The following is a 12,312-nucleotide window of genomic DNA, read 5'->3' on the forward strand; positions in this document are numbered from 1 at the left end:
TCATATTAGCCCTTAAGCTCTTGAATCCGGGCAATCACCTTATCGCGTTTTTCCGTGTAGTCAGCCTGCTTCGCACGTTCCTCCTCAATGACCTTGGCAGGCGCTTTCGCCACGAAGCCTTCATTGGCCAGCTTCTTCTCCACCCGCTGCACTTCACTGTTCAGATGCTGCAGCTCCTTCTCAAGTCTGGCGATTTCCTGGTCAATATCCAGCAGCCCTGCCAGCGGAAGGTACAGCTCGGCACCTGTAACTACAGCCGTCATCGCCTTTTCCGGCACAGTGATGTCCAGCCCGGCCTCGAACTCAGACGTGTTGCAGAAGCGGCGCACATAGTCGCTGTTGCGGGTCAGGATATCAAGATACGACTGATCGCCCGCTTTGATCAGAAGCTCTACTTTTTTGCTCATGGGTACGTTGACTTCCGCACGGATATTGCGTACAGCCCGGATAACATCCATCAGCAGGTTCATTTCCGCTACAGCCCCGCTGTTTTCAAATGCAGGGTCATAGACCGGCCATGAAGCAAGCGTGATCGTCTCCCCTTCATGCGGCAAATGCTGCCAGATTTCCTCAGAAATGAAAGGCATGAACGGATGGATCATGCGAAGCGTGCGGTCCAGCACGTAGGAAAGCACGGACTGCGTCTTCTTCTTGGCAGCAGCATCTTCGCCATAGAGGGACAGCTTGGCAAACTCAATGTACCAGTCGCAAAGATCGTCCCAGATGAAGTTATACAGCAATCGACCTGTTTCGCCAAATTCATAGGCATCTATTAGACGCGTGATATCACGCGAAGTTTCGTTCAGACGATGAAGAATCCAGCGGTCCGCCGTGCTAAGCTCACCTGTGATATCGATATCGGAAGCGGTAAATCCATCCAGGTTCATCAGGGCAAAGCGGGAAGCGTTCCAAATTTTGTTCGCGAAATTCCGCGCTTGTTCGACACGTTCCTCGCGGAAACGGAGATCCTGTCCCGGTGTGCTGCCCGTAGCTACCATGTAACGCATGGCATCGGCGCCATAGTTGTCGATCACTTCAAGCGGGTCGACCCCGTTGCCGAGTGATTTGGACATTTTGCGGCCGTCAGCGGCACGGATCAGCCCGTGGATGAGGACATCCTTGAAAGGAATCTCTCCCGTAAATTCAAGGGCCGTGAATATCATACGGGATACCCAGAAGCCGATAATATCATAGCCAGTTACCAGCACATTGGTAGGATAGTAGCGCTGCAGGTCTTCCGTCTGCTCAGGCCAGCCCAGCGTGGAAAATGGCCACAGGGCTGAGCTGAACCAGGTATCGAGCACATCCTCATCCTGTTTGAGGTTTCTGCCTGCATACTCAGGCAGAGTGGTTGGGTCCTCAGCGGATACAATCACTTCGCCGGTATCCTCGTCATACCATGCCGGAATGCGGTGTCCCCACCACAGCTGGCGTGAAATACACCAGTCACGTACATTTTCAATCCAGTGCATATAAATTTTTTCAAAACGGTCCGGAATAAAGTTGACGCCCTTTCCGCTTTTTTGCGATGCAATGGCCGTATCGGCCAGCGGCTGCATTTTAACGAACCATTGCGTGGACAGATACGGCTCGACAACCGCGTTGGTCCGCTCGCTGTGCCCTACCTGATGCACATGGTCTTCAATGCGGATAAGCACGCCCAGCTCCTTCAGATCCGCTACGATCTGCTTGCGGCAGTCGCTGCGGTCAAGACCCTGATATTTCCCGGCTTCCGCGTTCATTTTGCCGTCCTCGTCCATAACGGTAATCTGAGGCAGGTTATGGCGCTGTCCCATTTCGAAATCGTTCGGATCATGCGCAGGAGTAATTTTAACGGCACCGCTGCCGAATTCTTTATCTACGTAGTCATCGGCAATAACAGGAATCTCGCGGCCAATGATCGGCAGGAGCAGTGTTTTGCCAATCATGTCTTTATAGCGTTCATCTTTGGGATGAACAGCAACCGCCGTATCCCCGAGCATCGTTTCCGGGCGGGTAGTCGCTACGGTGATATGGCCCCTTCCGTCTTTCAACGGGTACTGCAAATGATACAGGTGGCCGTTGACTTCCTTATGTTCCACCTCAATATCGGAAAGCGCTGTGCGGGCAACCGGGTCCCAGTTGATAATGCGCTTGCCCCGGTAGATCAGACCCTTTTCATACAGCTTGACGAAAACGGCCCGTACCGCTTTGGACAGCCCCTCGTCCAAGGTAAACCGCTCGCGGGAGTAATCCAAAGAAAAGCCCATCTTCTCCCATTGATTATGAATGTTATCGAGATAGTGGTCCTTCCATTCCCATACTTTTTCCAGGAATTTCTCCCTGCCAAGATCATAGCGGGTGATCCCTTCTTCACGCAGCTTCTGCTCGACCTTGGTCTGTGTAGCAATGCCGGCATGGTCGGCACCTGGAAGCCACAGTGCGTCGTAGCCCTGCATCCGCTTCACCCGGATAATAATATCCTGCAGCGTAAAATCCAGCGCATGTCCCATATGCAGCATTCCGGTTACGTTTGGGGGAGGGATAACGATTGTAAAAGGCTCCGCTTCCGGAACACGGCCTGCGCGGAAATATCCTTTCTCAATCCAGGTTTTATACCATTTCTGCTCCGCTGCCTTCGGATCGTACGTCGTCGGCATTTCCAGGGTTGCTTTGTTCGTTTGTTCTGTCATGCTCCCTTACCTCCATGATTGGTTTTGGTATTGGTCATTTTTTTGGACATAAAAAAAGCCCGTCATCCTCAAAGGACGAAAGGCTGTTCTTTCGCGGTACCACCTTTGTTTCACGCTCATATGCCGCTCGAACACGGCACAGACTGTGACACTCATGCGGATAACGGCCGCTCACCGGCCTTGTTCTACTAATGGCCCCCGCAATGGGCATGTTCAAACAGGCGACTCCCGGGCGACTTCAGCCAGCTGGTTCCTGCGGAATCTCCCAGCGCTGCAATTCCGCTCTCTGAAGGACATACTGCCTACTCTTCCCGTTCAATGTCTCTCATATAAACTCTATGGTTCCCTAAACTGATATACCACATAATAACTTGCCTGACCTTCTTAGTCAACCGTCGAAGCGCACAATCTGCATATATTCCTTAGCATAACCCTGAACTCCCCTTTGCATACCCATGGTGCTGCTCCAAAGGCCCATTGACCAGGGAGCATACCTCCATGTGCTGTGAGAGGCTCCGGGAACGAACCAATCCTATAACCGCTGTTGACCCCAAAAAAATAGGCCAGCCAGAAACTTCTGGCTGACCTAAAGACAGGCGATGGTAATTCATGGAATATACAATACCTGGCCTTCTTCTACACTCTGTTCACTTAGCCTGTTATGCATTTGCAGCTCCCGTGCGCTCAGCTCGTACCGTTCCGCAATCGTTTCCAGTGTCTCCTCACGCTGAACAATGCACAGTCTGACCTTGCGGAACTGGTTTTCCTCCTGGAATCCATGCTGAAAAAGAGTTTTCCATTTTCCGTTTTCCGTCCGCGGTTCATCGCCTTCACCGGAGATAGACAGATCCGTGCTTTCATCATATGCAAGCTCGGCTTCCCTGGCAGGACGCTGAGGAAGCAACGAAGAAAAAGGTACAGCTTCGGCCTCTATAGCCCCCGTTTCCTTTTTGCTGCCAAATGCCACCTTCGGCTCTTTCTTCTCCTCAGCCGATGTGTCTGATGACGTTGTAACAGAGGGTTCCGCAAAAGAAACCGGCTCTTCCGGACGTTCATCCTCGACGGGGATTTCTTGCTTGAACACTTCAACAGGTTCTTGTTCAGGGACAGACTCCGGCTCCCGGGCCACTGCCTTCACCGTTTCTTCCCGCTCAGGTTCCAGTTCCCAGACTACAGGATTGCCGCTGGTATAATCCGCAATTTCCTGGTCCTCATTGCGAATGACATCTGCAAGGGTATGATCCTCGGCTGTCTGCGGCTGCGCTGGGTCCGGCGGGGGATTCCAGAATGTCTGCATCGGCTCTTCATTGACGGCCTGCTCTTGCTCCCGCTGCAGTTCAGACTGATGCTCATCCTGTTGCTGATACTGCTGTTGGTACTGTTGCTGTTGTTGGTAATGCTGCTGGTACTGCTGTGAGTACTGTTGTTGCTGATACTGCTGCTCATATTGCTGTTCCTGCTCAAATTCCTCCTCGGTACGCTCCTCGTGCACCTCCACCGATGCTGGAGTATGAACAGCCGTGTAGCTGTCATCTCCCCATCCCGGCGCTTCCTCCGTCTGTGTGCCGTCAACCCCGTACAGCGTCAATACACCCGTGATATTCAAGCTCCGCAAGGACAGCAGATCCACATCAAAGTTTTCTATTTCCATCGAAATATCTTCAAGCCTGGTGACACGGTTCATCGGGATGGTGATTTCAACCGGGATCTGGTGGTACAGCTCCCTGATTTCATTTTCCTCTCCCCTGTATATGCCTTGCAGCTGTAAATGACCGCGCAGTGCGGCATGCTCCTCCTGAGTCACCACCTGAATGCGCGGAACCAGTTCAATTTCTTCAAGCTCGGCAATCCCTGCAACATCCTCCGTTAAATGGACACGTTCATAAATATCAAAACGCAAACCGTAGGACCGGTTATCCATAGACGGCATCCTCCTTTCGGCAGCTTCCGCTTCCGCTATTGCGGCACGGAGACTCCATGCTCCTCTTCTCGGGTTATGTATATGCGCCAAAAAAGATGGCATGCCTACATTTAAGAGGTAGTTCAAAAAGTCATCTTTTGATCACGAAGGAAGTCAGGAAGCGTACTCGACATCGAATCTTGAATTCAGCCGGGCCTAAGCGGATGCTTCCGAAGCATGTTTCCTGCGGAAACATTTCAGGTGCTCACGTACCCCAAGTTCGCTCCGCTCCTTAGTCCCTAGCTTCATCCAACTCAAGCGTTTTGAAAAAACGCACTTCGGAAGCATAAGCTTCGGTGCTGAAAACCTGACTTTTTGAACTTGCACTTTAAAAACAGGCAATCAGCAAATAGAAAAAGCACGCTCTCCTCCAGCGCTGTCCGGCACTGTTAAGAAAGCATGCTTCTTTGAGATTAAACGCAGTTATTTATTTTTCAGCCGGTCATACAACACCTGGAAATCTTCCGGCCACGGATCGGCGACCCGAATTCTTTCCTTCGTCAAGGGATGCCTGAAAGACAGCGACTCCCCATGCAGCGCTTGTCTGGCAAAATCGCTTCTGCGCCCCCCGTACAGCACGTCGCCGAGCAGAGGATGCCCTTCATGGCTGAGATGCACGCGAATTTGGTGAGTGCGCCCGGTCTCAAGCGTTAAATACACAAGACTCGCTGTACCCAGATGCTCTCCAAGCTCCACATGGGTTACAGCCGCCTGGCCGGATGGCGATACGCGCCTCCGCTGCTTGTCATGCCGGTCCTTCCCGATCGGCAGATCAATCGTGTGCAGCTCCGGAGACACTCTGCCGGCCACAATCGCAGCATAACGGCGCCCGATCTGCTTGTCTCTCATCTGTTCGTCCAGCTTAAGCAGGGCAAATTCATTTTTGGCATACAATACGGGACCTGTCGTGTCATTATCCAGACGGTGCACATGCCTGACCGCCGCTTCGATGCCGTTCATTTCATAATAAGCCGCCACGGCATGGTTCAGCGTAAGGGGCCCGCCGGAAGCGGAGGAGTCAGGGTGGACGGCCATGCCGGCCGGCTTGTGCACCACAAGACAAAAATCATCCTCATACAAAACAGTCAGCTCATGCCACCTTGGTTCGATGCCAAGCTCCCTTGCCGGAAAAAGAGCGAGCCTTAGCCGGTGCCCGGCCAGCCGGATTTGCTTCTCATGCCGCATTCTTCGCCACAGCTTCTCCGGCAGGCCGAACACCTCCAGCAGCCACCGGTCGGCGGCCTCTTCCTTCTGCTCGCTGCCTGTCACTTCTTTACCCGGAGCAACCTCAAGCCAGACGCCTCTCCTGGTCCAGTCGCCACGCCAGCTCATAGCTGCTTTAAAGCATAATAGTTTGCTTCAATTGTCGCATCAATATCTTCGTTGGTGTGCACGCCTGAAACAAACATGCCTTCATACTGCGACGGCGCCACACTGACCCCGTGATTGACCATGCCTGCGAAGTAACGGCGGAAATGATCAAGATTGCTAGTCTTCGCCATATCATAGTTCACGACCTGACGGTCTGTGAAGAACGGGCACACCATCGATCCGATCCTGTTAATCGTTACAGGGATTCCCGTTTCTTTGGCATTGCGTTCAAAACCGGCCTGCAGTCTTGCTGCCAGCTGTTCAAGCCGGTCATACACCTCCGGTGTCAGCAGCTTAAGCGTCGTGTAGCCGGCAGTCATGGCCAGCGGGTTCCCGCTGAGCGTGCCCGCCTGATACACCGGACCGGTAGGAGCTACCTGCTCCATGATATCTCTGCGTCCGCCGTACGCTCCCACAGGAAGTCCTCCTCCAATAACTTTGCCGAGGCAGGTCAGATCCGGCGTCACGCCGAAGCGCCCCTGTGCTGAGTGAAGTCCTACCCGGAAGCCGGTCATCACCTCATCAAAAATGAGCAGGCTGCCGTGCTCCTTTGTTACTTTGCGCAGTCCTTCCAGGAATCCCGGCTGCGGCGGAACGACGCCCATATTGCCGGCCACGGGCTCCACGATGACAGCGGCGATTTCTTCGCCGAATTTCTCGAAGGCAAGCTGAACAGACTCCAGGTCGTTGTACGGTACGGTAATCGTGTTGCTCGCAACCCCCTCCGGCACACCCGGGCTGTCCGGAAGTCCAAGGGTGGCTACGCCGGAGCCGGCCTTGATCAGCAGGCTGTCGGCGTGCCCGTGATATGAGCCTTCGAATTTCAAAATTTTGCTGCGCCCCGTATACCCGCGTGCGAGGCGAATGGCGCTCATGGTTGCTTCCGTCCCCGAATTCACCATGCGCACAATGTCGATGGAAGGAACGCGTTCGCAGACAAGCTTTGCCATTTCCGTCTCGATCAGCGTCGGAGCGCCAAAGCTCGTCCCTTTTACGACAGCCTCCTGCAGAGCGCTGATTACGTCAGGATGCGCATGCCCCATAATAAGTGGTCCCCATGAACCGACATAATCGATAAAGGAATTGCCGTCAATATCGTAAACACGGGAGCCTTCTCCACGTTCAATGTAGATCGGTGTAATTCCGACAGACTTGAACGCACGCACAGGACTGTTCACCCCGCCGGGGATATACTGCTTCGCTTCTTCAAAAGCGGTCCGTGACCGCTCGTCCGCCTGAACCTTGGCTTGCTCGCTCATCTTATCGTCTCCCCTCCTGCAGCCATTTTGCCGCATCCTTTCCCGAATACGTAATAATCATGTCCGCGCCCGCACGTTTCATGCTTGTCAGAATTTCCAACACCATCGCCTTTTCGTCGATCCATCCGTTCAGGGCAGCCGCTTTGACCATCGCATATTCGCCGCTGACATTGTAAGCGACAAGCGGAAGATCGAACTGGTCCTTGAGGGTACGCATCACATCAAGGTAGGAAAGCGACGGCTTGACCATCAGCATGTCCGCGCCTTCCAACACATCCGACTCCGCTTCGCGCAGCGCCTCACGGGCGTTGGCAGGGTCCATTTGGTAAGTCTTCCGGTCTCCGAACTGTGGAGCGGAATCAGCCGCTTCACGGAATGGCCCGTAAAAGGCTGACGCGTATTTTACGGAATAGGACATAATGGGAATGTGACTGAAGCCCGCTTCATCCAGCCCGCCGCGGATCGCCTGCACAAAGCCGTCCATCATATTGGAAGGAGCGATAATATCCGCACCTGCCTGCGCCTGGGATACTGCCGTTTTCACTAGCAGCTCCAGCGATTCGTCGTTCAATACATCGCCGCACAGTTCCCCGTCCCGCTCGTAGGTATGCACCATGCCGCAATGGCCGTGATCTGTGAACTCGCACAGGCACGTGTCAGCGACCACCACCAAATCCGGATACCGCGACTTGATCAGCCGAGTGGCTTCCTGTACGATGCCGTTCTCCGCATAGGCGGAAGATCCCACGCTGTCCTTCGTCTCAGGGATGCCGAACAGGATAATAGCCGGAATGTTCAGCGACACGATCTCCTGCAGCTCCTCCTCGAGCATGTCGAGCGAGAAGCGGTACACTCCGGGCATGGATTTGATTTCATGCTTGACTCCCTCGCCATAAGTGACGTAAATTGGCTGAATGAAATCAGCCGGCGTCAGTACCGTTTCCCGTACCATGCTGCGGATGGCTGCGGATTGGCGAAGACGGCGATGTCTTGTAAAAGATAAACTCATGTATATACACTCCCCAATTTAATATCGGCCAAAGGCGGATTTGAAAGCCATATTCCTGTCTCCGCCTTTTTATTCTGACCGTCTATTCCAGGTGCAAAGCGCATTGACCAGGCTGTCTATCGTTGCTTCCTCCGCCATGAGCCCGACCTTCAGCCCTTCTTCTTCCACCGTCTTCCCGGTGACAGGACCAATGACGGCTATCATGACGTCTTTCAGCAAATCAGACGGATTCTCGATGCCCATCTGCCGCAGTGCATTGATAAAATAGGTGACGGTCGAGGAACTCGTAAACGTAATGGCATGCACAGCCCCCTGCTCCAGCAGGGAGATCAGTTCATCGTCCCGCACATCGGCCGGCACCGTTTCATACAGGCTCGCTTCGGTTACCTCCAGGCCCAACTCACGCAGCTGGTCGGGAAGCCAGGCGCGCGCCAGATTGCCGCGCGGCAGCAATACCTTCTGGCCTGCCTTTAATTCCTGGCCATACGACTCCAGCAGCCCTTCAGCCTGAAAATTGCCTGTCAGCTGTTCAGCCGCCACACCGCGGCTGCGAAGCGCCTTATAGGTAGCAGGACCGACTGCCGAGATGCGCGCCTTATACAAAGAACGAATATCCTTCCCTTCCCGCTCCAGATGCTGAAAGAAATACTCAACTCCGTTTACGCTCGTAAAGAAAACCCAGTCAAACTCATGCAGACGGGTCAATGCCTCACGTATTTGCCCGTACTGTTCTTTCGCCTGCGGCAGGCGCGTCTCCAGCACCGGAAATTCATACGGCTCTCCGCCCAGATCCTCAATACGCTGCACCAGAGAGCTCGCCTGGCTGCGGGCGCGGGTAACAAGAATGCGTTTGCCGAAGAGCGGCATGTCTTCTGCCCACTTCAGCTGCTCACGCTGGCGAACCACCTCGCCGACTACAATCACCGCCGGAGGCTCAAAGCCCGCTTCCTGCACCCTGGCTTCAATATCCGCCAGCGTGCCCACCAGCGTCTCCTGCTCGGCGCGAGTTCCCCAGCGGATAAGAGCGATCGGCGTTTCAGGAGAGCGGCCATGCCTGATGAGCTGTTCGCTGATATATCCGATCTTCGCCACTCCCATCAGGAAAATCAGCGTGCCGGTCGCATTTGTCACCTTGTCCCAATGAATGCTCCGATCCAGTTTGTCGGGACTCTCATGCCCGGTAATAATCGATAGCGATGAGGCCATGTCCCGATGGGTAACCGGGATACCGGCATAAGCCGGCACACTGATGGCAGAAGTGATGCCTGGTACGATTTCATAAGGAATGCCATGCTGTCTCAGCAGTTCCGCTTCCTCACCGACTCTGCCGAAAATGGTAGGATCGCCGCCCTTGAGGCGAACGACCGTTTTGCCTTCCAGCGCCAAATCGACCAGCAGGCGGTTGATATCCTCCTGCTTCATGGTATGGCGGTCCGGAAGCTTGCCGACATAAATCTTCTCGGCCCCAGGCTTCATCAACCCCAGCAGCCGCGGGCTGGCGAGACGGTCATAAACGACAACATCGCCCTTCTGTATGCACTGCCAGCCCTTTACCGTAATCAACCGCGCATCACCGGGTCCTGCCCCCACTAAATAAACCTTCCCCGCCATCACGTCATCCCCTTACTTCTGACAGAATCTGTTCTGCTCCCATGGCTTTCAGGCTTGCCGCAACCTGCTCTCCCAGCTGCTGCGGATCCTTGCCTGCAAGCGTGTCTTTAAGAATAACCGTCCCGTCCGGGGAGCCAACCATGCCTGTCAGCCGGATGACCCCGGATTCCTCCAGCACAGCATGGGCACCAATAGGAACCTGACAGCCTCCGTTCAATTCGCCCAGAAAACGCCGCTCCGCTGCTACCGTAGCTGCAGTAGCTTCGTCATTATATAAAGAAAGCAGCTTCAGCAGCTCCTGGTCATCCCCACGGCATTCAATACCAAGCGCCCCCTGCCCGACCGCAGGCAGGCAGATATCCTCCGCTATGTATTCCGTAATCCGGTCCTGCCAGCCCATCCGATGTAGCCCCGCTGCGGCCAGAATGATCGCGTCAAACCCTTCCGTCTCCAGCTTGCGGAGCCTGGAGTCGATGTTGCCGCGCACCGGCTCAAGAACCAGGTCAGGGCGAAGCGACTGAAGCTGGCTGGAACGGCGCAGGCTGCTTGTGCCAACCTTCGAGCCATGCGGAAGCTCCATGAGTCCTTTTCCAGACTTCGATACCAGGCAATCGCGGTGATCGACTCTGCGCGGCACGGCGCCGTTCACTAATCCTTCGGGGAGTTCGGAAGGCATATCCTTCATACTGTGGACAGCCATATCGATTTCGCGGTCCAGCATCGCCTGTTCGATCTCTTTCACAAACAGCCCCTTGCCGCCAACCTTGGACAGGGTTACGTCAAGAATCCGGTCGCCTTTCGTTACAATTTTTCGAATTTCAAAGTCCATATCGATCCCATGCCGGGCGCAAAGCGCCTTCAGGTCATCTATAACGTAACCGGTCTGTTTAAGCGCAAGCGCGCTTTGTCTGCTGCCTATCACTATCGTTCGCATGTCTATTCCTCCTGGTTCTCGGCAATCCATCTGTCCATCTCAGTCTCCGTCCACTCCATGAACCGGCCCTCGCGGATCTGTTCCAATACACCGCTGTGCGCCAGCCTTCCGAGCAGACGTGCCCGGACAGCAGGGTCAGGCACTCTGCCTTTGATGCGTTTCCTCATTTCAAACATAAAATCCAAAAAAGCCTCATATTCTAAGCCGAAGATCTCTTCAAGCTTTGAGGTGATCGCCGCAGACACGGAGGGACCCGCCCCTGAGGTTGAAACGCTCAAAACGAGTCTGCCCCGCCTGACCACACCTGGCGTAATAAAATCTCCCTGTTCCGAATGATCTGCCACATTTACCAGTATACCCCTGCCGCGCGCTTCACGCATCACCGCTTTGTTCACTTCCGGATCATCCGTAGCTGCATATACAAGAAATGCTCCCTGAAGATCCCCCTCGCAATAAGGGCGTTTGATCCAGCGGAGCTGATTGTTTTCCAGCATGGCCTGCAGGCCGTGGGTTATAGAGGGACTGATGACCGTAATCACGGCGCCGCTGTGCAGGAGCCCTGCTGCCTTCCGTTCTGACACCGGACCACCGCCTACGATACAGCAGCTTTTCCCCTCACACCGCAGCATAACAGGGACCAAATACCGTCCCATGCTCTCTCACTCCCCCGTCCATTGATGAAATACAGACCACGAATTCGCAAGAAAATTCATGATCAGAAAAGCATATCCTACAAGCGCCCATCGGGCCATAACCAGACCGGAATGCTGGTTGGAACGCTTGCTGACCAGATAAATGACATATACGCACATGGACGCGGCTGTAGCCAGCACCTTCAAATCGAGCAGCAATACCCATCTTCCCTCGGCAATGATCGATATCACGGCAATGAGCACAGAAACGGCCAGCAGCGGCGCTCCAATAAGCATCGCTTTATGCGTATAACGGTCCAGCACCTCCAGGCTTGGCAGCCTGCGTGTCGTTTCAGTCCATTTTTTGGCTTTCAATCTGCGATGGAGAAACAGATACATCAAAGAAAAAACCGCGGCCACCGTCAAAGCCGCAAAGCCCAGGTTAGCCAGTGCAATATGCAGAATCAGCAGCCCATGCACCGTCTGCCAGCTGGCCAGCGGGTTGTCGGCCAGCTGAAACCACAGCTTGTTCAGCACGATGACGCTAAAGCCGATCAGATTCAGCAGGAAGACCGTAAATTCCAGACGCTGATACCTGCTCATGATCAAGGATATGATGACAAGGATAAAGGCAAACAAAAACAAAAAATCATAGGTGATCAGAAAAGGAAGATGCCCCTCAACCCAGGTTCTGATTCCCATAAATACGACCTGAAAGACCAGCACGACGACAAGAAGCCCTGTGCCTATCCGTTTGGCGCTCGCATTGCGTCGAATGCAATCCGAGAATACGAACAGTAGGCTCAGGGCGTAAGTATAAATCAAGGCGTCATAGACACCGCTGCCCGGCAGCACAGCCGATCA

At 54.1% G+C, this 12,312-nt stretch carries 9 protein-coding genes and 1 other annotated feature; all 9 genes read right to left on the minus strand.

Annotated features, from left to right (window positions below):
• Nucleotides 1–5: 5 nt before the first annotated feature.
• The 9 genes from ACE5KN_RS27015 to ccsA all read right to left on the minus strand — a co-directional run bounded on the left by ACE5KN_RS27015 (nucleotide 6) and on the right by ccsA (nucleotide 12,303).
• Complete coding sequence (locus ACE5KN_RS27015) at nucleotides 6–2,672, minus strand: valine--tRNA ligase (protein ID WP_375528329.1); 2,667 nt, start codon at nucleotides 2,670–2,672, stop codon at nucleotides 6–8.
• A 68-nt stretch (nucleotides 2,673–2,740) separates the two neighbouring features.
• Nucleotides 2,741–3,000 (minus strand) — a binding site (T-box leader).
• A gap of 279 nt (nucleotides 3,001–3,279) precedes the next feature.
• Nucleotides 3,280–4,593, minus strand: coding sequence for a LysM peptidoglycan-binding domain-containing protein (locus tag ACE5KN_RS27020; protein WP_375528330.1), 1,314 nt, complete (start codon nucleotides 4,591–4,593; stop codon nucleotides 3,280–3,282).
• Between the two features lie 462 nt (nucleotides 4,594–5,055).
• Nucleotides 5,056–5,964 carry an RluA family pseudouridine synthase gene (locus ACE5KN_RS27025; RefSeq protein ID WP_375528331.1) on the minus strand — a complete coding sequence of 303 codons (909 nt, stop codon included), beginning with the start codon at nucleotides 5,962–5,964 and terminating at the stop codon, nucleotides 5,056–5,058.
• Nucleotides 5,961–7,262 (minus strand): glutamate-1-semialdehyde 2,1-aminomutase, encoded by a 1,302-nt coding sequence (gene hemL / locus ACE5KN_RS27030; RefSeq protein WP_375528332.1) that lies wholly within the window; start codon nucleotides 7,260–7,262, stop codon nucleotides 5,961–5,963. Before hemL ends, ACE5KN_RS27025 begins: the two co-directional genes overlap by 4 nt.
• Before the next feature lies 1 nt (nucleotide 7,263).
• Nucleotides 7,264–8,271 carry a porphobilinogen synthase gene (gene hemB / locus ACE5KN_RS27035; RefSeq protein ID WP_375528333.1) on the minus strand — a complete coding sequence of 336 codons (1,008 nt, stop codon included), beginning with the start codon at nucleotides 8,269–8,271 and terminating at the stop codon, nucleotides 7,264–7,266.
• A gap of 69 nt (nucleotides 8,272–8,340) precedes the next feature.
• Nucleotides 8,341–9,882, minus strand: coding sequence for a uroporphyrinogen-III C-methyltransferase (cobA, locus tag ACE5KN_RS27040; RefSeq protein ID WP_375528334.1), 1,542 nt, complete (start codon nucleotides 9,880–9,882; stop codon nucleotides 8,341–8,343).
• 4 nt (nucleotides 9,883–9,886) lie between these two features.
• Nucleotides 9,887–10,816 (minus strand): hydroxymethylbilane synthase, encoded by a 930-nt coding sequence (gene hemC, locus ACE5KN_RS27045; protein WP_375528335.1) that lies wholly within the window; start codon nucleotides 10,814–10,816, stop codon nucleotides 9,887–9,889.
• 2 nt (nucleotides 10,817–10,818) lie between these two features.
• Nucleotides 10,819–11,469, minus strand: coding sequence for a precorrin-2 dehydrogenase/sirohydrochlorin ferrochelatase family protein (locus ACE5KN_RS27050; RefSeq protein ID WP_375528336.1), 651 nt, complete (start codon nucleotides 11,467–11,469; stop codon nucleotides 10,819–10,821).
• Between the two features lie 6 nt (nucleotides 11,470–11,475).
• Complete coding sequence (gene ccsA / locus ACE5KN_RS27055; RefSeq protein WP_375528337.1) at nucleotides 11,476–12,303, minus strand: cytochrome c biogenesis protein CcsA; 828 nt, start codon at nucleotides 12,301–12,303, stop codon at nucleotides 11,476–11,478.
• Between the last annotated feature and the right edge of the window lie 9 nt (nucleotides 12,304–12,312).

Origin of the sequence: Paenibacillus terreus, from assembly GCF_042138595.1 — a bacterium.
GTDB lineage: Bacteria > Bacillota > Bacilli > Paenibacillales > Paenibacillaceae > Paenibacillus > Paenibacillus terreus.

What these genes read in the sequence shown, in the direction of transcription:
- ACE5KN_RS27015 (WP_375528329.1), bottom strand. Translation starts at nt 2,672, where the DNA reads ATGACAGAACAAACGAACAAAGCAACCCTGGAAATGCCGACGACGTAC.
- ACE5KN_RS27020 (WP_375528330.1), bottom strand. Translation starts at nt 4,593, where the DNA reads ATGGATAACCGGTCCTACGGTTTGCGTTTTGATATTTATGAACGTGTC.
- ACE5KN_RS27025 (WP_375528331.1), bottom strand. Translation starts at nt 5,964, where the DNA reads ATGAGCTGGCGTGGCGACTGGACCAGGAGAGGCGTCTGGCTTGAGGTT.
- hemL (WP_375528332.1), bottom strand. Translation starts at nt 7,262, where the DNA reads ATGAGCGAGCAAGCCAAGGTTCAGGCGGACGAGCGGTCACGGACCGCT.
- hemB (WP_375528333.1), bottom strand. Translation starts at nt 8,271, where the DNA reads ATGAGTTTATCTTTTACAAGACATCGCCGTCTTCGCCAATCCGCAGCC.
- cobA (WP_375528334.1), bottom strand. Translation starts at nt 9,882, where the DNA reads ATGGCGGGGAAGGTTTATTTAGTGGGGGCAGGACCCGGTGATGCGCGG.
- hemC (WP_375528335.1), bottom strand. Translation starts at nt 10,816, where the DNA reads ATGCGAACGATAGTGATAGGCAGCAGACAAAGCGCGCTTGCGCTTAAA.
- ACE5KN_RS27050 (WP_375528336.1), bottom strand. Translation starts at nt 11,469, where the DNA reads ATGGGACGGTATTTGGTCCCTGTTATGCTGCGGTGTGAGGGGAAAAGC.